Origin of the sequence: Janthinobacterium sp. FT14W (assembly GCF_009208755.1) — a bacterium.
Lineage (GTDB): Bacteria > Pseudomonadota > Gammaproteobacteria > Burkholderiales > Burkholderiaceae_D > Janthinobacterium > Janthinobacterium violaceinigrum.
In genome coordinates, this window is sequence record NZ_WFLL01000010.1 from 54,038 (window position 1) to 77,288 (window position 23,251).

Sequence of the window (23,251 nt, forward strand, 5' to 3'; positions counted from 1 at the left end):
CAGTCCAATCTCAGGAAAGGTCGGCCGGCGCCGGCGCTTCCAGCCACGCCAGCATCTGGCGCAGCACGCCCGCGGCACGCGCAAATTCAAAGTCGTCGATGGCGCTGGCCAGCGTTTGCAGGCGCTGCTGCTGGCCGTGCGGCGCCAGCAAGGCGGCGATCTGCGCCATCAAGGCATCGTCGAGCTGCCCGCCTTCCAGGCAGGCGATGGCTTGCCGCAGCAAGGCGCCGGCGGCCGCCGCATCGAGGGGAGCGCTGGCGCCCGGCGCGGCACCGGCCGATGCCGGCAGCGCCCCGATGTCCGCTTCCAGCTCGGCGGCCAGCGCCATGAAGGCGGCCGCCAGCTGCACCAGCAATTCCGTCGCCGGCAGCTGGCGCGCGATGGCTTGCTCGATGCGTCCCAGCAGGCTTTCGACCTGCACCAGGCACAGATTGCCCGCCGCGCCCTTGATACGGTGCAGCAGGTGGCCCGCCACGCTGCTGCCGCCCCGCTCCATCTCGGCCGCCAGCATGGCGGCGCAATCGCCGTTGGCCTGCACGAAACGGGCGATGGCCCGCTGCAAGGTCTCGCGGCCGCCCCACAGGGCGATGCCGCGCTGCCAGTCCACCTGGCCGGCGGCGGCACGCGCCGCGGAGCCGGCCGCCGGCGGCGGCATGGCCACGGCGATATCGAGCAGGCGGGCGATTTCCGCCGTCAGCTTGTGCATTTCCAGCGGTTTCGAGGCAAAGCCGTTCATGCCGGCCGTCTGCGCGGCGCGCCGGTCCTGTTCCAGCACGCTGGCCGTCAGCGCGATGATGGGAGTCGCCTTCAAGCCCTGCTCGCGCTCGTGCACGCGGATCAGGCGCGCCGCTTCCAGGCCATCCATGCGCGGCATCTGCACGTCCATCAGCACGATATCGAAACCGCCCTTGCCGAATTCGCGCACAGCGCTCTCGCCATCGCTGGCGGCGATCACCTGGTGGCCCGCCGCGCCCAGGCTGATCAGCAGCAGCTCCACGTTCTGCGGCACGTCGTCGGCCGCCAGGATGCGCAGCGGCGGCAAGGCCACCACGGGCTGCTCGCTGCGGCGCGCCACGGCCTTGCCCGGCGCCAGCGGCAGCAGCACGTGGAACACGCTGCCCACGCCCAGGGTGCTTTCCACCGTGATGGTGCCTTTCATCAGTTCGACCAGCTGCAGCGAAATCGTCGTGCCCAGGCCCGTGCCGCCAAAGCGGCGGCTCATGGACGAATCGGCCTGCGTAAACGGCGCGAAAATCTTGTCCAGGCGGTCGGCGGGAATGCCGATGCCCGTGTCGTGCACGGCGATATGCACCTGCTCGCCCTGCATGCCGACGGCCACGCGCACATGGCCCACTTCCGTGAACTTGACGGCGTTGCCGATCAAATTCGTCAGCACCTGCTGCACCCGGCGCGCATCGCCCAGGAAGAACTGGCCCATGCCCGGGTCGATATCCACATGCAGCACCAGGTCGCGCGCATGCGCCGTGATGCGCAGCGACGCGGCGACATGGTCGACCAGGTCCGGCAGCGAAAAGTCCACCAGTTCCAGCTCGGTCGCGCCTTTTTCCAGCTTGGCCGTGTCGAGGATGTCGTTGAGCAGATCGAGCAGGGAACGGGCCGACTGGCGCACCGTGCCCAGATGGCGGCGCTGCAGGCTGTCCAGGGCGGTCCCCAGCAGCACTTCCGTGAAGCCGATGATGGCGTTCATCGGCGTGCGGATTTCGTGGCTCATGTTGGCCAGGAAGCTGGTCTTCGATTCGGCCGCCAGCTCGGCGCGGTCCTTGGCCGCGCGCAGGTTTTCCTGCATGGCGCGCCGCTCGCTCACGTCGGTGGCCAGCTTGACCACCTTGAACGGCTTGCCGTCCGTGTTGAAGATCGGGTTGTAGGAAGCCTGTATCCACACTTCCCGGCCATCCTTGCCGATGCGCTTGTACTCGCCCGTATTGAATTCGCCCTGCGCCAGCTGCTGCCAGAATGCGATGTAGTCGGGCGAAGTCACATAGCCCGGTTCGCAGAAGATGCTGTGGTGCAGGCCCAGCACGTCGTCTGAGCGGTAGCCGACCAGGTCGAGGAAGTTCTCGTTGGCCGCCAGGATGCGCCCCTGCAGGTCGAATTCCGCGACGGCCGTCGCGCGCGAGATGGCCGTCACCTTGCCTTCGTACTCGGCGTTGCGCAATTCGCTTTCCGTGATGTCGAGGATGACGCCGTCGATCCAGCGCACCACGCCGTCGTTGTCCAGCACGGGACCGCTGCTTTCGCGCACCCAGCGCTCGCGCCCGTCGCGGTGGATCAGGCGGTAGACGTTCTCGAAGTCGCGCTTTTCGCCGGCCGCCTGCACGCAGGTGTCGTTGACGCGCTGGCGGTCGTCCGGGTGCACCAGGTCGAACAGCCTGACCCGCCCGTCGACGAAGTCCTGCGGCATCCAGCCCGTCAGGTTGAAGACGGCGTCGCTGATGAAGATCATCTTCCATTCGGGCGCAAAGCTGCAGTGGAACGAGACGCCGGGGATATTGCGGATCAGGGTGCGGTACTGGCGCTCGCTGTCCTTGAGCGCCTGCTCCATGCTGCGCGACGAGCGCATGTCCGTGACGAACGCCACGAACAGGGGCTGGCCCGGCGTGTCGATCTTGCCGATCGCCACGCGCATGGGCAGCACGGCGCCATCCTTGTGGCAGCCATCGAGTTCGCGTCCGCTGTCGAGGATGCGCGAGGCGCCCGTTTCCAGGTAGTCGCGCAGATAGCCCTCGTATTCGGCCGCGTCGGCCGGCTGCAGCAGCACGCTGGCGTCGCGCCCCACGATCTCGGCTTCGCGCCAGCCGAACAGGCTTTCCGCGGCGGGATTGAAGGAGCGCACCTTGCCCTGGCCGTCGATGGTGATCAGGCCATCGGCCGCCGTATCGACGATGGCGCGCAGGCGCGACTCGCTGGCGCTGGCATGGCGCAGCAGCTGGCGGTAGCGCAGCAAGCCGTTCGCGGCCGCCACGAAGACGGTCAGGGTGACGGTGATCAGCGCCACGGCCAGGGCCACGAACGAGGCTTGTACCGTGATCGTGTTGTCGCCCACGGTGGGGGTGCCGGAAAAGCGCGCGGCCAGCATGCCCGTGTAATGCATGCCGGAAATGGCCAGGCCCATGACGACACTGCTGACCAGCAGCGCCGCCAGCGGGCTGAGGCGCTGGCGCAGGGCATGCAGGCCGAAGCGTATCCACAGCGCCAGAATGGCCATGACGACGGCCACCAGCAGCGACAAGGCAAACAGCCACGGCTGGTAATGCAGGGTCAGCGACGTCTGCATGGCGGCCATGCCGCTGTAATGCATGGAGCCGATGCCCAATCCCACCAGCACGCCGCCCACCACCAGCTGGCGCCAGCTGATGCGCGGGCGCGCCAGCAAGTGCAGCGCCACCCACGACGCCGCCACGCCGGGCAGCATGGACAGCAGGGTCAGGCTGGGGTCGAAGGAGACGCGCGTGCAGATGTCGAAGGCCAGCATGCCGATGAAATGCATGGACCAGATGCCGCCGCCGAGCGCGATGGCGCCCGTGATGATGGCCGTCTGGCGCTGGAAGCCCCGCTCGCTGCTGCGCGCCATGCCGGCGATCTGCAAGGCCATGAACGAGGCAAAGATGGCGATACCGATGGAAAACAGCACGAGTCCGACATCGTGCGTGCCGTAGATGTACGGCATGGTATCGGTCGATGCGGTAAAGATGGAACTAAACATACTGTCGTGGCATAAGAGAGTGAAACCTAACGTCGCAAAACATGACTGCGCACCGCGCGCCGGTGCCAGGCTTTTTAGCAAAGCAGCAACACAGCGAAAATGACAACGGTAGCAGTCGACCAGGGCAAGGCTCGGTCATCACGCCCGCGCCTGCCGCGCGGGGGAAAGGTGCTCGTTCAGAAGGAACAAGCGGAATGCGTACGAACTCTGGCGCGGATGGCTGGCCGCCAGCGTGACGATGATTTTTTAAAGAGCCATGAGTATAGTTGCTTTGCGAAAATATTCATAGGACTTCAGCAATACAGTTATCAAAACTAATATTTATTGCGGCGGCGATGCGACAATCCCCGCCTACGCCTGCGGCCAGCGCGCGCGGATGGCCCCGGATTGTTGACTCAGCGGGCCGAACGTCTCGGTGACAGGGATACCGGCCAGTTTACAACGGCGGAGGAGCTCCTCCTTGATCTGGCACAAGGACCAGCGCTGCGGCACGGGCAAGTTCAGGCCCACCACGCGGATCAGCGGACAGTCCGCCAAGGTCGTGTAGAGCAGCAGCTCTACGCGCGCCAGCGGTGCCGCGGTCCGGTAGACCTGCAACGCGCCCCCATACGTGACCACTTCCAGCCGCTGCAGCTGCGTCAAGTCCAGCAGCACACTTTTATCCCAGCCGGGCAAGCGTCGCGCCTGGCGCCGCAGCAACAGGCCCCCGTCGCCCAGTTCCGCATGAAAGAGCAGGCCCCGTCCGGGAAACAGCACCAGGCCCGCCACCCAGGCGCCCAGCGCCAGCGGGCCGAACAACACTGCCTCGCCCGCATACGGCACGTTGCGCCAGACGGCTTGCAGCATGAAGGCGAGGATCAGCGCGCAGCCGCCCAGCAGCACGCTGCGCGACAGCACGGGACGCCTATCCGCCATCAGCGCCGCCTGGGCCGCGGCATCGTCGGCCGGCGCAAAGCAGATCCATTCGGCGCGCGCCCGTTTCAGCTGGCGCGCCGGTTCTCCGCTCAAGCGTTCTGCGCCAGCATGCCGCGGAACCAGGCCAACTGCTCGCGCGTCAGGTAATTGGCGCCGTCGCCATGCAGGACGACGATCTCGATCTCGGCCGGGATCGAGGCGAGCAGTTGCGCGCCCGTCACGGGAATGTTGGGAAACGCGATACCGGCCAGGAAGGCGGGATCTTCCGCCACCGTCACGCAGCGGCGCTCGGGATTGGGCGACGGCACGAGGAACAGGTCGATCTGCTCGCTTTGTCCGCCGATAACGACGTGCAATTGCGCGGCCAGCAGTTCGGGCAGGATCAGCTCGATGTTGTTCTCGGCGCGCGATTGCTGGAAAGCGCTTTTCAGGGGAGTCGATGCAGGCGTGGCGGTCATGGCAAATTGGAAAGATGAAGACGGCGGCAGTGTAGCAGAGGCGCCCGGACGGGCGCGCTCCGCTGGCGCAACGGCTACATCTTGTAGTTCAGCGAGACCAGCACGCTGCGCGGCGCGCCGTAGCGCTCCAGGCCGCCCGACCAGGAATAGCCGAGTCCCTGGTAGTAGCGGCGATCGAGCACGTTGTCGACGTTCACGCGCAGCTGCAGCTGCTCGCTGAGGCGGTAGCCGGCCGTCAGGCCGACCAGCGCATAGCCGCCCTGCCGCGTCAGGTAGGCGGGATCGCGGCGGTAGATCTTGTCCTGCGCGTAGACGGAGGCGCCCAGGTTCCAGCGCGCCAGGCTGCCGCTCAGCTGCACATTCGTCATCAGCTTGAACAACTGCTTCGGCTCGTCCGTGGCGATGCGCTGGCCGATATTCGCCGCCACGCTGTCCTTCGTGTACTTGGCCAGCACATAGGTGTAGCCGCCGGCGATCTGCCAGCCCGGCAATGGCGAACCCGACAATTGCAGGTCGACGCCCTCGCTCTGCACCTGCCCCGCCGCGCGGGCGCAATAGACGGCGCCGCCCGTGGGGCAATTGACTTCATCGGCCATGGCGCGGTTGTTCTGCCTGATGCGGAACAAGGCGCCGCTGGCATTGAGCCGGCCGCCGAAATACTCGCCCTTGACGCCCGCTTCCAGGTTGGTGCCGCTCAGCGGCGGCAAGGTATTGCCGCGCTCGTCCAGCGAGCTTTGCGGCTCGAAAATCTGCGTGCCGCTCGCATACACGGAATGCTGCCGGTCCACATCGTAGACGAGGCCCGCGTACGGCGTGAACTTCGCGTTTTCCGTCAGGCTGCGGCGCCATGCGGGATTGGTGGAATACCAGCCCGTCACGTCCTGCGCGTACCAGCCGAAGCGCCCGCCCAGCACCAGGCGCAGGGGATCGGCCAGGCTGAAGTTGCCGGCCGCATACAGGCCCTTCTCGTCCGTCTTGCGGCCCCAGTTGTAGGGTTCGAACGCCGTGCCGCGCATCGGGTAGGCATACGGATTCCAGCTGCGGATGTCGATCACGCGCGTGCCCGCGCCCTCCCAGCTCTGGCCCGCGTCCGAATCGTCGTGGCGGTAGCTGGCGCCCACGATGACGTCGTGCTGGCGGCCGAACCAGGTGACGGGGCCGCTCAGCCGCCAGTCGGCCACCACTTGTTCCGTATTGTACTTCCAGCCCGTTTCCGACTGGTTGAGCTCGTATATTTCGCCATCGATGCGGCTGTTGGTGGTATTGCGCGTGCTGGACGAGGCATCGATATGCGTGATGGCGAAGCGGCTGCGCCAGCCCTTCTCCAGCCTGGTTTCCAGGTCGGCAAAGACGACATTGTTGTCGCGTTTCTGGAACGCGTCCGCATTGTTCAGGAAGGTCGAGCGGGGCAAGGGCATGTGGCTGCCATCGGTAAACGTGGGCAAGCCGACGAACACGCCGTCGGTGCGGCTGTGCTGGCGCGAAAAGCCGATGCCGGCCGTGGTCGATGGCGTCAGGTCCGCCTCGACGATCGCATACACGGTGCTGTTCCTGTTGTTGACCACGTCGACGAAGCTGTCGCTGTCGCGCCAGCCGGCCGCCACGCGCCCGCGCACGCTGCCCGACTCGTTCAGCGCATTGCTGGCGTCCACCGTCGATTGCCGGTCCTTCCAGCTGCCCAGGTGGGCGGACGCGTTCAGCAAGGGCGTGGCCGTGGGGCGCTTGCGTATCATGTTGATGCTGCCCGACGGCGCGCCCGCCCCTTCCATCAGCCCCGTGGCGCCGCGCACCACTTCCACGCGGTCGTACATCAGCATGTCGGCCGAGACATTGCGTTCATTAAAACCCGTCACATCGAGCGGCAAGCCATCGACATTGACGTGGCTCAAGGCAAAACCACGCGCGAAATACGTGGTTTCCTGGTCGGACACGCCCTGCGTCTTGCCATAGATGCCGGGCGTGGCCCGCGCCACGTCCTGCAAGGTGGTCAGATCGAAATCTTCCATCTGCTGGCGCGAAATGACGCTGACCGTTTGCGGCGTGTGGCGCTGCGACAGGTTCAGGCCCGTGGCCGTCGACATATTGCGCGAAGTGTAGAGTCCCGTGCCTTCCGTGGCGCGGTCCGCTTCGGCGCTGACGACGACGGCGGGCATGCTCTCCATGCCGCCATCGGCCGTGCTGGTATTGATCTTGCGCAACAGGTAATTACCGTTGCCACCGTCCGTCACTTCCAGCCCGCTGCCTTGCAGCAGTTTTTGCAGGCCCGCGGCAACGCCATGGCGGCCCTGCAAGCCTGGCGTGGCCAGGCCGTCCAGCGCCACGCCCTGCGTGGACAGGTTGATGCCGGCGGCGACGGCAAATGTGGCCAACGCGCCGCGCAGGCTGCCGGCGGGAATATTGTAGCCGCGCACGCTTGCGGACGGGCCGGCCCCGGCGGCCAGCGCCGTGTGCGGCAAGCCGGCGCCAGCGGCGCCCACGGCCAGCAGCAGGACCAGTGCGGCGCGCACGGCGCCCGTGGCGGGATGGAGCGCGAGTGGCGTCCACGGTGAAGATAAGCGGTGCTGCACAGCCATGTAAAACCCTTTCGATGGTTCGGATTGTTCGTTCTCTACCTTGTATGACGAAGCAATTCCGAAAAAGGGACAGGCGGGCGGCAAATAATTTCTTCAGACCGCCTCGACGCTGATCCAGTAGCGCGTGCGGCGTACCAGCCGGATCGGCAGTGAGCGCTGCAGCAAGAGCAGGATGTTGTCCGGGTCGTTCAGCTGGAAGATGCCGTCCACGGGCATGGCGGCCAGCGCGGGATCGCAGCGCAGCACGCCGTAGCGATAGCGCGCCACGTGGTCGAGCACCTCGCCCAGCGGCATGCGCTCGGCGATCAGCACGCCCTGCAGCCAGCCGGCAGCGTGCGGCGCCAGCGGCGCCAGGGCCGAAACGGCACGGTCATCGAAACTGCCCTGCTGGCCCGCACCGACCCTGCGCGCGCCCCCGGACGCCTGCGAGGGCTGGATTTCGACGGCGCCCTCGCTGACGCTCACCTGCGTGCGCGGCGCCAGCACGCTGCCAAGGTGGCGCACGCTGAAATGCGTGCCCAGCGCGCGCACGGCGCCATTGCTGCTGCGCACGAGAAACGGACGCGCCGGCACGGCCCCGTCGTGCGCCGTGGCAACGTGGATTTCGCCCGCATGCAAGGCCACGAGCCGCGCCCCGTCGTCAAAGCGCACGTCGATGGCCGTGTCCGTGTTGAGTACCAGTTGCGTGCCATCAGGCAAGTTCATATGGCGGATTTCCCCCCTGGCCGTGCGGATGCCGGCGCGCCACGCTTGCCAGGGCTCTGACTGACTGGCCAGCCACAGCGCCGGCCCCGCCGCGATCAGCCCCGCCAGGCCGTAGAGCACGGCACGCCGCTGCGGCGGCTGGGGCGCCCCGTCCGCCGCCTGGCGCAACGCGGGCGGCACGCTGGCCAGGGTGCTGCATACCAGTTCGGCCCGCTGCCAGGCCGTTTCGTGTGCGGGATCGCCGGCGCGCCAGGCCTGGAACGCCTGCTGCTCGGCCGCAGTCAAGGGGCCCGCATGCAGGCGCACCAGCCATTGCGCTGCGGCGCGCGCCGCGCCCGGGTCGATGGCCGGGTTCACAGGATCAGCAGGATGCAGCGCTCGAACGCCTGCACCATGTAGCGCTTGATGCTGCGCTCGCTAACGGCCAGACGCCCGGCGATTTCCCCATAGCCGAGGCCATCGACATGGGCCAGCAGGAAGGCGCTGCGCACCAGCGGCGGCAAGCCGTCGAGCATGGTATCGATGCGCTGCAAGGCTTCGCGCACGAGCAGCCGCTCTTCCGGCGACTGCATCAGCAGATCGGGCTGCTGCGCCAGGGTTTCCAGCCACGCCTGCTCCAGCGACAGGCGCCGGTAATGGTCGATCAGCAGGCGCTGCGCCACGGTCGTCAGGTAGGCGCGCGGTTCGCGCATGGTCTGCCGGCCTTCCGGCGGCGCCGTCAGCAGGCGCACGAAGGTATCCTGCGCCAGGTCGGCCGCGTGGTCGGCGCACTGCAGCTTGGCGCGCAGCCAGCGCATCAGCCAGCCATGATGATTGCTGTAAATGACTGCGATCGATTCGCCGGATTGCGCAATGTTCACGAGGGACTCCGATGCGCTCAAGGCAAGGCGCGGCCGCGATGGCGGCCGGCCGCAAGGCAAGCGACTCAATTGATAATAATTCTCATTATCACAAATCATTGCCTCCGGCGTCAATGCCGGCGCCTGCCCGATCCTGGAAACTGTTGTTTCAGCGTGGCTGCCGGCGGCGCTCCTCCCATGGAGCGCCGCGCTGCATGGGCATTCCCTTTCAGCCTGCATTCTTCAGCAATTCTTCAAATTGCAGCTCACTCGGCCGTCAGACTTTCCTGATCTTGCAGAGCATTGCGCTGGCGACGGTGGAGCCCCTGCGCCTTGACTACGTTGCCGGCGGCGCGGGACATGGCGTCCGATCGGCCATTTGCGCATAGCTGCTGGCGGCGCCGCCCAGGTGGATGAAATCCGCATACAGGACGCGCTTGCCGTGCAGCGTGTCCTGGAATCCGCCCAGGTAGGCGCCCGTCTTCGGATAATTGCCGCGCGACGGCAAATCCACATTCATATAGTGGGTAGGAAAATTGCTTCCCTCGTACACCAACTTGCCATTGAGCCACAGGCGCGATGCGCCCGTCCCTGACGCATGTTGCCAGTCCGCATCGAGCACCAAACAGTACCATTTCTCACGCTCAATTTTCCCCAGCATCAGACGTTGCTGCATCGTATTGTCCGGACTCGCATCGGGCACCATCACGCCATTCTTCAACGTGTAGGTATCGCGGTGATTGGCCCGCGTCTCCATCAGCAGGTCGGGGCCATCGGCAATGATCGAAAACGGCGGCGACGTCACGACGATGCCCCTGGCGCTGTGCACCTGGAAGACGACGATCCAGCCATCCTTGCCCGTCAAGTCCCAGTCCGCGGGAAAATATACGCCGCCCGCATACCAGCGGCGCCCCTGGGGCACGCGCTCATACAATGGCGACACCTCGGTGCGCTTGCCATATTCGTCGGGATCGCTGGCGTTGACGGTCATGCGGAACACCTTGCGCGTCTCGACGCCCTGCGTCACGGCAGGATCGCCCACCAATTCCACTCCGGCAGCATTACCGGCGCTGATGCCGTACAGCCAGTTGAAGTGGCGCGTCGTCACATTGTCGAAACTGGCTGGCCGGGACGCGCTGGACGGCACCATGGTGGTCACGGGTCCGCCGATGCCGTTGACGACCTGCGCGTGCAGCGGGGTGGCGGCCAGCAGTGCCAGCATGGCGATGGCGGTAAAGGAGCGCATGGAAAATCCCTGCTTCGGAGGCTGTTCAAGATGCCGCATGGCAAGGCGTCTTTTGCGTCATGTCATTGAGTGATGCGGCGGAATCGCCCACCCATACAAAGTCGGCATACATCACGCGATGTTCTGGCGCGGCCTCCTCCGGCACGCTCAAGCCCGCGCGCGGCACGTGCAGCGCGCCCGCGTAGCTGTTGTGGCTTAAGCGGGCGAAAAAAGTTTCCTTCGCACTGCCATTCATGTAGACCCGCAGCTCACCGGTGCCAGCCACCGCCGACCAGTCGGCGCGCACCACCATGCAGTGCCAGCTGCCCAGGGTTGCCGGACCGGCCAGCACCGTGCGGCGCGCGGAATTGGCGGGCGTGATATCGCCCGTCCGATGATTGAAGTTCATGTTCAGCATCAGCTGGTCGCCGCGTATCTGCAGCGCAAGGGGCGGCGCCAGGGTCCCTGCCCCGCTGCCGTTATCGACCTGCGCCACGGTGATGGGCGCGCTGGTACTGATCCAGTCGGCGGGCAGGAAGATGCTCATGGCATACCAGCGGCGCGTCGATTGCGCCGGGTGCTGTTCGTTCAGCAGGTGGAAATCGCTGTGCGGCGTGGCGTCCGTGCCAAACCAGTCGGCGCGCACCACGGGCCGCGTGACGCCGCCCACGGTAGCCGTCGTCACTTGGACACGCTGCTGCGCATGCTGGCGCACGCCATAGTAATCGGTGAAATGCTGCGCGATGTCTGCCGCCGGAACGGCAGGAAAGACGGCTGCCACGACGTAGGCCGGCAAGCCCGCAACGGTCAATAGAGAGATGGCGGCAAGACGTAATAACTGCATGCAAAGCCTTGTATGGTTTGACTGCGCAAAACACGATACATGCAATTATATTTAAATATACTAATTTCGATAATTAATAAGTGTGTTCTTAATAATTATCAACTGGACAGGATGGTGGCGCGCATGGCGGAGGAAGGAAGCGGCAGGATTGGACGGGCCACCCGCACCGGTGGCGCAGGGCGGGCCCGCCAGGGCAATGCGGCGCCGGATCCGCACAGGGGGAGCCGGCGCCTGAGCAACTTAGTGCTGGCCGATCTTCATGATTTTCAGCGCATTCGTGCCGCCCACCTTGCCCATCGGCTCGCCCCAGGTCAGCACGACGGTGTCGCCCTTGGCCACGACTTTATGTTCCAGCAGCAAGTCTTCCGCCTGTTGCAAGACCTTGTCGCGGTCCGTGCCGGACGTCAGTTCCAGGGTGCTGACGTTGCGGTACAGGGCCAGCTTGCGGCGCGTGCCCACGCTGGGCGTCAGGGCGACGATGGGGATGTCGATGTTGCAGCGGCTCATCCACAGCGCCGTGGAACCCGATTCCGTCAGGGTGGCGATGGCTTTCACGCGCAGGTGGTGGGCCGTAAACAGGGCGCCGTAGGCGATCGACTGGTCGATGCGCGAGAACGTGGCGTTGAGGAAATCGGCGTCCAGCTTGCAGGTATCCCACTTTTCCGCGTCCAGGCAGATGGCGGCCATCGCTTCCACCGTTTCGATCGGATAGCGGCCGGACGCCGTTTCCGCCGACGTCATCACGGCATCCGTGCCGTCCAGCACGGCATTGGCCACGTCCGACACTTCCGCGCGGGTGGGCACGGCGTTGACGATCATCGATTCCATCATCTGCGTGGCCGTGATCGCCAGCTTGTTCGACGCGCGCGCCATCTTGATCATGCGCTTTTGCAAGGCCGGCACGGCCGCATTGCCCACCTCGACCGCCAGGTCGCCGCGCGCCACCATGATGCCGTCGGACGCGTCGAGGATTTCCTGCAGCGCAGGAATGGCTTCCGCGCGTTCGATCTTGGCGATCATCATCGGCTTGTGGTCCCACGCTTCGCCGGCGATATTGGCCAGCTGGCGCGCCATGACCATGTCGGTGGCGTTTTTCGGGAAGGACACGGCCACGTAGTCAGCCTGGAAACTCATCGCCGTCTTCACGTCTTCCATGTCTTTCGCCGTCAGGGCCGGGGCCGACAAGCCGCCGCCCTGGCGGTTGATGCCCTTGTTGTTCGACAACTCGCCGCCGATTTTCACGGTCGTGTGGATTTCGCTGCCGACGACCTTGTCGACCGTCAAGACGATGAGGCCATCGTTGAGCAGCAGCACATCGGCAGTGCGCAAGTCGCGCGGCAATTCCTTGTAGTCGAGGCCGCAGCGCTCGATGTTGCCCAGTTCGCCGTTCTCGCCCCATTTCGCGTCGAGGATGAAGGCAGCGCCGTTTTCCAGGAAAATCTTGCCTTCTTCAAACTTGCCGACGCGAATTTTCGGGCCTTGCAAGTCGGCCATGATGGCCACTTCGCGGCCGCACAGGGCGGCCGCTTCGCGCACCATGCGGGCGCGGTCGATATGGTCTTGCGCCTTGCCATGCGAGAAGTTCAGGCGCACGACGTCGACGCCGGCCTTGAACATGCGGACCAGGGTATCGATATCGTTCGAAGCGGGGCCGATGGTGGAAACGATCTTGGTGGCGCGTTGCTGTACTTGCATGGTCATGGTGTGCTGCTTTCTATAATAAGTTGCTACAAGGGCCAGCCTTGTGGGCCGGCCGTCCTGGTGCGCTGGATCAGCGGTAAAACCTTGTTACTTGGCCGCCATCAGGGCGACCGTGGTGTCCAACATGCGGTTCGAGAAGCCCCACTCGTTGTCGTACCACGACGACACTTTCACGAGGCGGCCCGACACCTTGGTCAGGGTCGAATCGAAGTTCGACGAAGCGGGGTTGTGGTTGAAATCGATGGAAACGAGCGGTTCCGTCTGGTACGTGAGGATGCCTTTCAGCGCGCCTTCCGACGCCGCTTTCAGCAGCGCATTCACCTCGTCCACCGTGGTATCGCGCTTGGCGATGAAGGACAGGTCGACCAGCGAGACGTTGATCGTCGGCACGCGCACGGCAAAACCATCGAGCTTGCCATTGAGTTCCGGCAAGACCAGGCCCACGGCGGCTGCCGCCCCCGTCTTGGTGGGAATCATCGAATGGGTGGCCGAGCGGGCACGGCGCAAGTCTTCATGCATCACGTCGGACAGCACCTGGTCATTCGTGTAGGCGTGCACGGTGGTCATCAGGCCCGATTCGATGCCGATGGCGTCGTTGAGCGGTTTGACCAGTGGCGCCAGGCAATTCGTCGTGCACGAGGCGTTGGAAATCACCGTATCCGTGGCTTTCAGCACCTGCTGGTTGACGCCGAACACGATGGTGGCATCGACATCCTTGCCACCCGGCGCCGAGATGATGACTTTCTTTGCGCCCCCCTTCAGGTGGGCCGAGGCTTTTTCCTTGGTGGTGAAGAAACCCGTACATTCGAGCACCACGTCGACACCGAGTTCGCCCCACGGTATCAGGGCCGGATCGCGCTGCGCGAACACGCGGATGCGGTCGCCGTCGACGATCATATTGTCGCCGTCGATGGTGACGACGCCGGGAAACTTGCCGTGCACCGTGTCGTAGCGCGTCAGATGCGCATTCGACTTGGCGTCGCCCAGGTCGTTGATGGCGACGATTTCGATATCCTGCTGCTTGCCGCCTTCATAAAACGCGCGCAAGACATTGCGGCCGATGCGGCCATAGCCATTGATGGCAACTTTGATGGTCATGCTGTCTCCTTGTTGTTTTACTTAAAACTAAGCCAAGTGCAAAGCTGGGGTCAGACCCGGCGGGGGAATACGCCCTAGTGGGGCGCATTCCGGTCACGCAGTGACTGACCCAAAAAGGTAGCCACTATTTCTCCACCCAAGTGCAAAAACCGGGGTCGTACCCTGAGGGTACGACCCCAGCATTTGTTGTCGGGTTAAAAAGAATCAACCGCTGTTGCGCAACCCCGCCGCAATGCCATTGATCGACAAATGAATCCCCGTGCGCGCCGCCGCATCCTGCTTGCCCTCGCGGAAGCGCTTCAGCAACTCCACCTGCACGTGGTTGAGCGGGTCGATGTACGGGAAACGGTTGCGTATCGAGCGCTGCATCAGCGGATTGGCTTGCTGCAACTCTTCCTGGCCCGTGATCAGTTTCAGGGCGTCCAGGGTGGCCGCATATTCGGCGCGGATGCGCGTAAAGATGGCGTCGCGCAAGGCCTTGTCCTTGACCAGTTCCGCATACTTGCCGGCAATGGCGATGTCGCTCTTGGCCAGCACCATATCCATGTTCGACAGCAGGGACGTGAAGAAAGGCCAATCCGTGTACATGCCGCGCAGCACGTCCGCGCCGCCGGCCGGGTGGGCGGCCAGATAGGCTTGCACGGCGGAGCCGAAGCCGAACCAGCCCGGCAGCATCAAGCGGCATTGCGCCCAGCTCAAGACCCAGGGAATGGCGCGCAAGTCTTCGATGGACGTGGATTTCTTGCGCGAGGCGGGACGGCTGCCGATGTTCAGTGCGGCAATTTCCGCGATCACCGTCGATTCCCAGAAATACTGCTCGAAGCCTTGCGTACCGTAGACGAGGTCGCGGTAGGCGTTCAGGGCCGTGCCGGACAGCTCTTCCATGGCGGCCAGGTGGCCCGCGCCGGCCGAGGCCTTCGGCTGCAGCTGCGCCTGCGGCAGCAGGGTCGACTGGATGGTGGCGGCCACCAGCACTTCCAGGTTGCGACGCCCCACTTCCGGGTTCGCATACTTGGCCGTGATGACTTCGCCCTGCTCCGTCAGGCGGATCTGGCCCTGCACGGCGCCGGCCGGCTGGGCCAGGATGGCTTCGTAACTGGGTCCGCCGCCGCGGCCCACGGAACCGCCCCGGCCGTGGAACAGGCGCAGCTTGATCCGGTGCTCCTTGAAGACATTCACCAGCTCGATCTCGGCCTTGTAGAGTTCCCAGCCGGACGTGAGGAAGCCGCCGTCCTTGTTGCTGTCCGAATAACCGAGCATGACTTCCTGCTGGTCCGCGCGCGAGGCCAGCAAGCCCCGGTAGAACGGCAGGCCGAAGGCGCGCGCCATGATGGCGGGACCGGCGCGCAAGTCGTCGATGGTTTCGAACAGGGGGATGATGTTGACGTCCACTGCGCGGCTGTCCTGGCGCAGCAGGCCCACTTCCTTGAGCAGCAAGGCCACTTCCAGCAAGTCCGAGACGCTGTCCGCCTTTGAGATGATGCAGTTCGGCACCGATTCCTGGCCGTATTTGACGTGGGCTTCGCGCACGGCGCGGAAGATGTCCAGTTCGGACGTGGTTTCTTCCGAATACTGCGCATACGGCGACGTCAGCAGGCGCGGCGACTGCAGCTCGGCCAGCAGCAAGGCGATGCGCTGCTCCTCATCGAGGTCCAGGTAAACGAGGCCCGGCTGGGCGCCCGCGAACAGTTCGCCCACGACGCGCTCGTGCACGTCGGAATTCTGGCGCAAGTCCAGCGGCGCCAGCGAGAAACCGAAGACCTTGACGGCGCGGCGCAGCTGGCGCAGCCGGCCCCGCGCCAGCGCACGCAAGCCATTGCTGACAAGCGAATGCTGGACCACGTCCAGGTCGGCCAGCAGCTCGGCAGCCGCTGCGTAGGGCTGCACGCCGTCGGCTTGCTTGCCCTTGCCTGAAAGCACGACGCGCGTGTTTTCCAGGCGCGCATGGATGCCGTGCAAGGCGCGCCGGTACGGCTCGTCGACCCTGTGCGGCGACGCGTCGGCCGAACGCTCGGCCAGCGCGCGCAGCGGTTCGCTGCAGCCATTGAGTATCTGCGCCAGCGACAGTTGCGAAGCGAGCTTGCGCAATTCACCGAGGTAAAAATCGAGTGCCTTGTCGGCCTGCGTCTGCAAGGTGCTGCGCAGGATGTCGGCCGTCACGAACGGATTGCCGTCGCGGTCGCCGCCTATCCAGCTGCCCACTTTCATGAAGTTGGGTAATTCCACATCTTCCCAGCGGGCATCGCGCTGGGCCAGCATGGTTTCCAGCGATGAATACAGTTTCGGCAGTTCGCGCAGGATCGTGTGGTCATAGAACGACAGGCCATTGGCCACTTCATCCATGACGGACAGCTTGCTCGTGCGCAGCAAACGCGTCTGCCACAGGGTGACGATGCCGCGGCCCAGCGCTTCTTCGTTCTGCTCCGCCTCTTCCGGCGTCATTTGCACGCGGTCGCGCTCGCTCAACAGGCGCGCGATGGCCATCTGGCAATTCTGGATGCTCTTGCGCTGCACTTCCGTCGGATGGGCCGTGAACACGGGGCCCACAAAAGCATCGTCGAAGAACGTCTCCAGCGCATCGGCCTTGCCCGCGTCGAACACATTGCCGACAGCATGGCTGAGGCTACCCTGGCGCGGCGGCGAACCGGCGATCAAATGGGCGCGCGTGCGGCGGATGTGGTGCTGGTCTTCCGCAATATTGGCCAGCAGCGAAAAATAGCTGAAAGCGCGCGTCAATTGCGTGCTTTCTTCCTGCGACAGCGCTTGCAGCGCAGCGGACAGCTGCGCGCGCGCCGCTTCATCATTGTCGCGGCGGAAACGGATGGCCAGCTGGCGCACATGCTCGATACGTTCGAAGGCGGGGTCGCCCAGGTGGTTGCGGATGGCGTCGCCCAAGAGACGGCCCAGCTGGCGGATATCGCTGCTCAGCAGCTCGTCTTTCACTTCATTCATTTGCATGGTATTCATTTCCTGGAGCGGCCACGGCGGCACCGCACAGATTGCGTCGTACGCGCTCCCCGTCCCGGGAAGCGCTCATCATCCAATTTGTAGTAAATTTACCTTATTGTTTCACCATCCTCTTGATTTCCATCAGAAAAGTCCATGCTCAAAGGGTTATAACGGGCTTGCAAGCTATTTACCGTGGCAACAATATGAAAATTTACTACGCATTTGATCGGAAGGCAATCAACTTTTTCCTTTCGAGGCTGAAATGTGGCGTGAAAATGCGCAGCAGACCCGCTGCGGCAAGCTACTCTCCTGTATGCTGACGGCTGAAACAAGGATGTAATCCACATCTTTACCGACACGACTACCGATGCGACTGACTGCCTATACCGACTACACCCTGCGCACCCTGATGTACCTGGGCGTGCACCGCGACCGCCTCGTGACCATCCAGGACATTGCCGACCTGCATGCCATCTCGAAGAATCACTTGATGAAGGTGGTGCACCAGTTGGGCCTGTCCGGCATCGTGGAAACCGTGCGTGGGAGGAATGGCGGCCTGCGCCTGGCGCGCGACCCGGCCGAGATCAATATCGGCACCGTGGTGCGCGAGACGGAAAGCGATTTTTTTATGGCGGAATGTTTTAACAAGGAAAACAACACTTGCCCGCTGACACCCGATTGCCTGCTGAAGGCCAAGCTGGGCCAGGCCACGGCCGCCTTCCTGGCCGTGCTCGACACGGTGACCCTGGCAGCCATCCTGGAACCGGCTGGCAATGCGCCAGCACCGATGGCGGGCGTGATCCGCCTGCATGTGGAAAATACGCAATAAGTGCCTGGACCAGGCAAGCAGTCCGGACAGGCGACAGGCCCGCTATGCGCCACGTTGCATCGCGGTGAGGGGGCTGCGCGCCGGAGCACGCTTACTTTTTCTTCTTTTTCGACTTTTCCTGCTTTTTCTGTGCTTCCTGCTTTTCTGGCTCTATTTTTTGATCGTCATCTTTCACGGCAGTCGCCTGCGCATACTCCGCATTGAATTTCCCGCTGTCTATTAAATTGCCAATGATTCCAGGGTAATCCGCCAACCCGGGCACCCACTCCCTGATCTCCTGGTAGAGGCCCGCCATATGCCCTTGTTTTCTGTATTTGACAACCATTTCATTCCATTCACCATAGCTTGCTCTTGAATGCAGTGAGAATGTCTGATGAAAAATAGCGTTGGTCCGGAATGGATCGGCCAGTTTAAGGTCAAAGCTTTGCCTTAATGGATTGTGATCTGCATGCAAGTCACTATGCGTTTTACGTACATGCGAGCGGTCATCCAATTTATCTCGGTGCTCAAAGGCCTCCGTATTCGATTGAATATCTTCTTTATTAAAAAACACCGGCCGCGTCACGCTGGCCCGCATCTTTTTGGCATGGTAATGAAGTTTGCTGAATTCGCCTGCCAATTCTTCGCTTGTCTTCCCTCGAAGTAAGGATTTGGATGCCTCATTGTAAGCGGCGAATCCGGCATTCAGATTTTCGGGCAAAAGGGCGGCAGCCGTGCCGCGTCCCTTAAAAAAAACAGTATTAGGTTGATCAGGATAGAGTAATGAGGATGGAGCGGCGCCAAGCGATGGCAATTTCGACCCGGGCAGTTTCATTTGTTCCTTGTAATGCCTGAATTTCTCGGGGTCGAGCACGGTCTTGAGGTTATCGGCGCCCACAAGCTCTTTCCCGTCTAATTTCGACACTCCCAGGCCGGTTGACCCTGAAATATGCCCTGGCAGATGCCATGTTTTGTAGACCAGCCGGGTTTCCGCATATGCCTTGTCAAGCGTATCGCTAGCCTCATGCGTATTGATATCTTTTTCAAGCAGGCTTCCAATTTCCTGCAATTGCGCTGCTGACAAGCTTTTCAGCTGATGGTAAAAGTCAGACAGCAGGCGCACTTTCTCCGCCTGCTTGTCTTTTGCTTTCATATCCGACCCATCGACGGCGGCAAGCGCCTGCATGAATCCGCCATACGTGTTTTCGGAATCGTATGGTTGCAATGGCAGGGGCTGGGGGACCACGCTACGCCATTCCACGCCCAGCTCGATCGGATGTTTATCGCCATCCTTATGCTGTTGCTGCGGGTCGACGACATTGGGGTCCAGCACATCGTCCAATTCCGGCAATGCGCGCCCCGTCGCCACGGACACCCAGGGGTTGAGCTTTGCCTGGACCTCGAAGCGCCCGTTCGGCACAGGCACGATGCGCGTTGCCTGCGGACGAAGCACGCCTAGCTGATGGGCGATCGCCGCCGGATCGCCTGCGCCGCCGATGCCCGGCAGCCGCACCCGCCCATTGCCGATGCTGGCCGAGCCCGATTGCAAGGCGTCGGCCACCGGCCTGCCAGGTGCAGTGGCCGTCGCTTCCAGCGATTGTGCGAGATGCCGCAGCGACATGGGTCCGACGTCGGGCCGCTGCGTCATTTCCACCTCGCCATCGCGCAGCCTGCCCTGTCCGGCCCTGGCCAGCAGGTCCTGCACGCGGGCCTGATCGGCCATGCCGTGCATGGCATGCCTACGCGCACCGCCAGCCCCATCCGCCATGCCCCGCCATTTACGCGAGCCTGTGGCTTGCGGCCGTTCGCTGCCGGAATGGAATGCCGCGGCCAGCTGCCCTGCTCCGGGGCCAGCGCCGGAGGCGCGCAAACGCTCCCCGCCATCCTGTCTTTTTACCGCGTATGTGTGCTTCATTGGTTCTCTCAAGTTGCACTTAATGACAGTAACAACAGCAAGCGGACCTTCTTTGGGCGAGCGTACACCGGCTGGCCCGATCATGCAAATCGCAGGCAAAAAAAACACCCCTGCGAAAGGGGTGTTCCAGGTGCAGAGCGATGCTACATGCTCAATGCGCGCTGGCGCCTGCCGCGCCGATGCCCGTTTCCGAACGCATCTGCTGCGCTTCGTAGCCGGCGCGGTCGATGCGCGCGCGGGGGCTCTTGTCGAGCACCGAGAACAGCCAGATGCCGACAAAGCCTGCCGTCATCGAGAACAGCGCCGGCGACGCATACGGGAACAGCGCTTCGCCATGGCCCAGCACGTCCACCCACACGGACTTCGACACCACCGTCAGCGCCACGGCCGTGATCAAGCCCAGGAAGCCGCCGATGGTGGCGCCCCGCGTGGTGCAGTCTTTCCACAGCACCGACATGAACAGCACGGGGAAGTTGGCCGAAGCGGCGATGGCAAAGGCCAGCGACACCATGAAGGCGATGTTCTGCTTCTCGAACGCAATGCCCAGCACCACGGCAATGATGCCCAGCACGATCGTCGTCACGCGCGACACTTTCAATTCGTTGGCGCCCGTGGCCTTGCCCTTCTTGATGACGGTGGCGTACAGATCGTGCGACACGGCCGACGCACCGGACAGTGTCAAGCCCGCCACGACGGCGAGGATGGTGGCGAAGGCAACGGCCGACATGAAGCCGAGGAAGACATTGCCGCCCACGGCCTTGGCCAGGTGCACGGCCGCCATATTGTTACCGCCCAGCAGCTTGCCAGCCGCATCCTTGAACTCAGGATTCGTGCTCACCAGCACGATGGCGCCAAAGCCGATGATGAAGGTCAGGATATAGAAATAGGCGATCCAGGTGGTGGCCCAGAACACGGACTTGCGCGCTTCCTTGGCGCTGGGCACGGTGAAGAAACGCATCAGGATGTGCGGCAGGCCGGCCGTGCCGAACATCAGCGCCATGCCGAACGAGATGGCGGAGATCGGGTCCTTGATGAAGGAACCGGGACCCATGATGGCTTCCTTGGTGGCATGTACGTCCACCGACTTGGCGAACAGCGCTTCCGGGCTGAAGTTAAATTGCGCCAACACGGCGATGGCCATGAAGCTGGCGCCGCCCAGCAGCATCACGGCCTTGATGATCTGCACCCAGGTGGTGGCCGTCATGCCGCCAAACAGCACGTAAATCATCATCAGCGTGCCCACCAGCACGACGGCGATCCAGTACTCGAGGCCGAACAGCAGCTTGATCAGCTGGCCCGCGCCCACCATCTGCGCGATCAGGTAGAAGGCCACGACGACCAGGGTGCCGGACGCGGAGAAAATGCGGATCGGCGCCTGCTTGAAGCGGTAGGCGGCCACGTCGGCAAAGGTGAAGCGCCCCAGGTTGCGCAGGCGCTCGGCCATCAGAAAGGTGATGACGGGCCAGCCGACGAGAAAACCGATGGCATAGATCAGGCCATCGTAGCCATTGAGGAAAACGGCAGCGGAAATGCCGAGGAAGGAGGCGGCCGACATATAGTCGCCCGCGATGGCCAGGCCATTCTGAAAGCCCGTGATGCCGCCGCCCGCCGTGTAGAAATCGGAGGCCGACTTGGTCTTCGCGGCCGCCCACTTGGTGACGAACAGGGTGAAGATGACGAAGGCGGCGAACATGATGATCGCCGTCCAGTTGGTGGGCTGCTTGACTGCCTGGCCCAGGTCGGCGCCGGCCGCCAGCACGCTGCTGCTGGCGCCCGCCAGCAAGGCCAGCGCTGTCAGGCAGGCAAATGTGCGTTGCGTCGATGGGGTGCCGCTCATGCTTGCACCCGTGCCTGGATGGCGTTGCTCAGATCGTCGAATTGCTGGTTGGCGCGGCGCACATAGATGCCCGTGACCAGCACGGTAAACACGATGACGAACAGGCCGATCGGCATGCCCCAGGTCATCACGCCGGCGCCCGTTTTCGAGGCGAGGAATTCCTTGTTGAAGGCGATGAGCAGGATGTAGCCGTAGTACACCAGCATCATCAGGCCCGTCAGCGCCCAGCCGAAGCGGGAGCGCACCTTGACCAGCTGATGGTAGCTGGGGTCGCCCTTGATTTTTTGAACCAGATCGTCATGCATTGTGTTGCCTCCTGTTATGTAAAAGCTGCTCTTTTGTTTTCGAGCTTGGCTTCACAGTACAGCGCGAGGCTTACCCGCCCCTTACGCCAGCGGTTTTTTCTCGCCGGGACAACACGCGGCAATCGGTACCGTCAATTCAAGGCGGCGGCCGGTCCGAAGAATTCATGGTGCGTCTGCTGTTCCGGCACGCCCAGTTCGCGCAAGTATTGCTTGACGGCCCGCATGAACGGCTGCGGTCCCAGGAAGTAGGCATCGACGTCGCGCGAGGCCGGCAGCCAGTGCGCCAGCTGCTCCTTGTTCAGCAGGCCGACGGCGTCCGGCGCGGCGGCGCCCGGCGCATCGTGTTCGCCGCCATGTTCCGCGTAGCAGTAATAGCGCTGCAGTTGCGGATGCTGGGCGGCCAGTGCGTCGATCTGCGCGCGAAACGCATGCACGCCGCGGTTGCGCGCCGCGTGGATGAAATGCACGGGACGCTTGCCGCGCAGGGCCGCCGTCAGCATGGCCAGGGTGGGCGTGATGCCCACGCCGCCGCTGATCAGCACCAGCGGCTTGTCGCTCTCGGTCAGTACGAAGTCGCCCGATGGCGGCGTCAGCTGCACGGTGTCGCCCGCCTGCACGCGGTCGTGGAAGAAATTCGACACCTTGCCGCCCTCCTCGCGCTTGACGCTGATGCGGTACGTCTGGCCATTGCTGGCGGCCGACAGCGAATACTGGCGGCGCATGGGCACGCCATCGACGGTGGCCAGCACGCCGATGTATTGACCTGGCGCAAAGTCGAGCACGGGCCGGCCATCGGCAGGCGCCAGCAGGAAGGACGTGATCTCGCCGCTTTCCACCGTCTTGCTGCGCACGGTAAAGTCGCGCGCGCCGCTCCAGCCGCCGGGAGCGGCCGCCTGCGCCTTGTAGATGCGCCCTTCTTCGCCGGCCAGGATATCGGCCAGCTGGCCGTAGGCCGCGCCCCAGGCGTCGATGACGGCGTCGCTGGCCACCTCGGCGCCCAGCACTTCGCGGATCGCTTGCAGCAGGCTGGCACCCACCAGCGGATAGTGCTCGGCGCGAATCTGCAGGGCCACGTGCTTGTTGACGATGGTGGCCACCAGGTCGCCCAGCGCTTCGAGCCGGTCGATATGTTTGGCATACATCAGCACGCCATTGGCCAGCGCCCGCTGCTGGTCGCCGCTGTGCTGGTGCGCCTGGTTAAAGTACGGCAGCACTTGCGGATGGTCGCGGAACAGGTTCTTGTAGAAATGGCGGGTCAGCGCTTCGCCGCCCTGCTCGAGGATGGGCACGGTGGCCGTGATGATGGCGCGTTGTTCTTTGGTCAGCATGTAAAACTCCTGTGTATCTATCAGTAA

The 23,251-nt window shown here is 63.8% G+C and carries 16 protein-coding genes; 1 reads left to right on the plus strand and 15 read right to left on the minus strand.

Annotated elements, in window-relative coordinates; all coding sequences use genetic code 11:
• Positions 1-10 precede the first annotated feature (10 nt).
• From GCN74_RS09480 to ppc, 11 genes are all read right to left on the minus strand, one after another.
• The gene (locus tag GCN74_RS09480; RefSeq protein ID WP_152256442.1) at positions 11-3,724 is read right to left on the minus strand and encodes a PAS domain S-box protein; all 3,714 of its coding nucleotides are present in this window, start codon (positions 3,722-3,724) and stop codon (positions 11-13) included.
• A gap of 351 nt (positions 3,725-4,075) precedes the next feature.
• Positions 4,076-4,732, minus strand: coding sequence for a hypothetical protein (locus tag GCN74_RS09485; protein WP_152256443.1), 657 nt, complete (start codon positions 4,730-4,732; stop codon positions 4,076-4,078).
• Entirely contained in the window at positions 4,729-5,097 is a 369-nt protein-coding gene (locus GCN74_RS09490) for a hypothetical protein (protein WP_152256444.1), read from the minus strand. Before GCN74_RS09490 ends, GCN74_RS09485 begins: the two co-directional genes overlap by 4 nt.
• Before the next feature lie 74 nt (positions 5,098-5,171).
• Positions 5,172-7,670, minus strand: a complete 2,499-nt coding sequence (locus GCN74_RS09495; protein WP_152256445.1) for a TonB-dependent siderophore receptor — start codon at positions 7,668-7,670, stop codon at positions 5,172-5,174.
• Positions 7,671-7,763: 93 nt separating this feature from the next.
• A complete protein-coding gene (locus tag GCN74_RS28705; RefSeq protein WP_193317026.1) occupies positions 7,764-8,732 on the minus strand; it encodes a FecR domain-containing protein in 969 nt (322 codons plus the stop codon).
• A complete protein-coding gene (locus GCN74_RS09515; protein WP_226938957.1) occupies positions 8,729-9,235 on the minus strand; it encodes a sigma-70 family RNA polymerase sigma factor in 507 nt (168 codons plus the stop codon). The genes GCN74_RS28705 and GCN74_RS09515 overlap by 4 nt, the downstream gene beginning before the upstream one ends.
• A 316-nt stretch (positions 9,236-9,551) precedes the next feature.
• Complete coding sequence (locus GCN74_RS09520; RefSeq protein ID WP_193317027.1) at positions 9,552-10,460, minus strand: heparin lyase I family protein; 909 nt, start codon at positions 10,458-10,460, stop codon at positions 9,552-9,554.
• Positions 10,461-10,485: 25 nt separating this feature from the next.
• Entirely contained in the window at positions 10,486-11,283 is a 798-nt protein-coding gene (locus tag GCN74_RS09525; protein WP_152256450.1) for a heparin lyase I family protein, read from the minus strand.
• 240 nt (positions 11,284-11,523) lie between these two features.
• Positions 11,524-12,984: a pyruvate kinase gene (pyk, locus tag GCN74_RS09530; protein WP_152256451.1), complete on the minus strand. Its 1,461-nt coding sequence runs from the start codon at positions 12,982-12,984 to the stop codon at positions 11,524-11,526.
• A gap of 87 nt (positions 12,985-13,071) precedes the next feature.
• The gene (gene gap / locus GCN74_RS09535) at positions 13,072-14,082 is read right to left on the minus strand and encodes a type I glyceraldehyde-3-phosphate dehydrogenase (protein ID WP_152256452.1); all 1,011 of its coding nucleotides are present in this window, start codon (positions 14,080-14,082) and stop codon (positions 13,072-13,074) included.
• 204 nt (positions 14,083-14,286) lie between these two features.
• The gene (ppc, locus tag GCN74_RS09540) at positions 14,287-17,040 is read right to left on the minus strand and encodes a phosphoenolpyruvate carboxylase (RefSeq protein WP_226938958.1); all 2,754 of its coding nucleotides are present in this window, start codon (positions 17,038-17,040) and stop codon (positions 14,287-14,289) included.
• A gap of 358 nt (positions 17,041-17,398) precedes the next feature.
• Here ppc and GCN74_RS09545 point away from each other — a divergent pair, with 358 nt between their 5' ends.
• The gene (locus tag GCN74_RS09545; protein ID WP_152256453.1) at positions 17,399-17,860 is read left to right on the plus strand and encodes an RrF2 family transcriptional regulator; all 462 of its coding nucleotides are present in this window, start codon (positions 17,399-17,401) and stop codon (positions 17,858-17,860) included.
• Positions 17,861-17,951: 91 nt separating this feature from the next.
• Here GCN74_RS09545 and GCN74_RS09550 read toward each other — a convergent pair whose 3' ends face one another.
• From GCN74_RS09550 to hmpA, 4 genes are all read right to left on the minus strand, one after another.
• A complete protein-coding gene (locus GCN74_RS09550; RefSeq protein ID WP_152256454.1) occupies positions 17,952-19,754 on the minus strand; it encodes a hypothetical protein in 1,803 nt (600 codons plus the stop codon).
• A 151-nt stretch (positions 19,755-19,905) separates the two neighbouring features.
• Entirely contained in the window at positions 19,906-21,591 is a 1,686-nt protein-coding gene (locus tag GCN74_RS09555; RefSeq protein ID WP_152256455.1) for a cation acetate symporter, read from the minus strand.
• Positions 21,588-21,896 (minus strand): DUF485 domain-containing protein, encoded by a 309-nt coding sequence (locus GCN74_RS09560; RefSeq protein ID WP_152256456.1) that lies wholly within the window; start codon positions 21,894-21,896, stop codon positions 21,588-21,590. Before GCN74_RS09560 ends, GCN74_RS09555 begins: the two co-directional genes overlap by 4 nt.
• Before the next feature lie 131 nt (positions 21,897-22,027).
• Positions 22,028-23,224, minus strand: coding sequence for an NO-inducible flavohemoprotein (gene hmpA, locus GCN74_RS09565; RefSeq protein WP_152256457.1), 1,197 nt, complete (start codon positions 23,222-23,224; stop codon positions 22,028-22,030).
• Between the last annotated feature and the right edge of the window lie 27 nt (positions 23,225-23,251).

Coding starts and splice junctions, on each gene's coding strand:
- GCN74_RS09545 (WP_152256453.1), top strand. CDS start 17,399: ATGCGACTGACTGCCTATACCGACTACACCCTGCGCACCCTGATGTAC.
- GCN74_RS09490 (WP_152256444.1), bottom strand. CDS start 5,097: ATGACCGCCACGCCTGCATCGACTCCCCTGAAAAGCGCTTTCCAGCAA.
- gap (WP_152256452.1), bottom strand. CDS start 14,082: ATGACCATCAAAGTTGCCATCAATGGCTATGGCCGCATCGGCCGCAAT.
- hmpA (WP_152256457.1), bottom strand. CDS start 23,224: ATGCTGACCAAAGAACAACGCGCCATCATCACGGCCACCGTGCCCATC.
- GCN74_RS09520 (WP_193317027.1), bottom strand. CDS start 10,460: ATGCGCTCCTTTACCGCCATCGCCATGCTGGCACTGCTGGCCGCCACC.
- GCN74_RS09525 (WP_152256450.1), bottom strand. CDS start 11,283: ATGCAGTTATTACGTCTTGCCGCCATCTCTCTATTGACCGTTGCGGGC.
- GCN74_RS09495 (WP_152256445.1), bottom strand. CDS start 7,670: ATGGCTGTGCAGCACCGCTTATCTTCACCGTGGACGCCACTCGCGCTC.
- ppc (WP_226938958.1), bottom strand. CDS start 17,040: ATGCAAATGAATGAAGTGAAAGACGAGCTGCTGAGCAGCGATATCCGC.
- GCN74_RS09555 (WP_152256455.1), bottom strand. CDS start 21,591: ATGAGCGGCACCCCATCGACGCAACGCACATTTGCCTGCCTGACAGCG.
- GCN74_RS09480 (WP_152256442.1), bottom strand. CDS start 3,724: ATGTTTAGTTCCATCTTTACCGCATCGACCGATACCATGCCGTACATC.
- GCN74_RS09550 (WP_152256454.1), bottom strand. CDS start 19,754: ATGAAGCACACATACGCGGTAAAAAGACAGGATGGCGGGGAGCGTTTG.
- GCN74_RS09560 (WP_152256456.1), bottom strand. CDS start 21,896: ATGCATGACGATCTGGTTCAAAAAATCAAGGGCGACCCCAGCTACCAT.
- pyk (WP_152256451.1), bottom strand. CDS start 12,984: ATGACCATGCAAGTACAGCAACGCGCCACCAAGATCGTTTCCACCATC.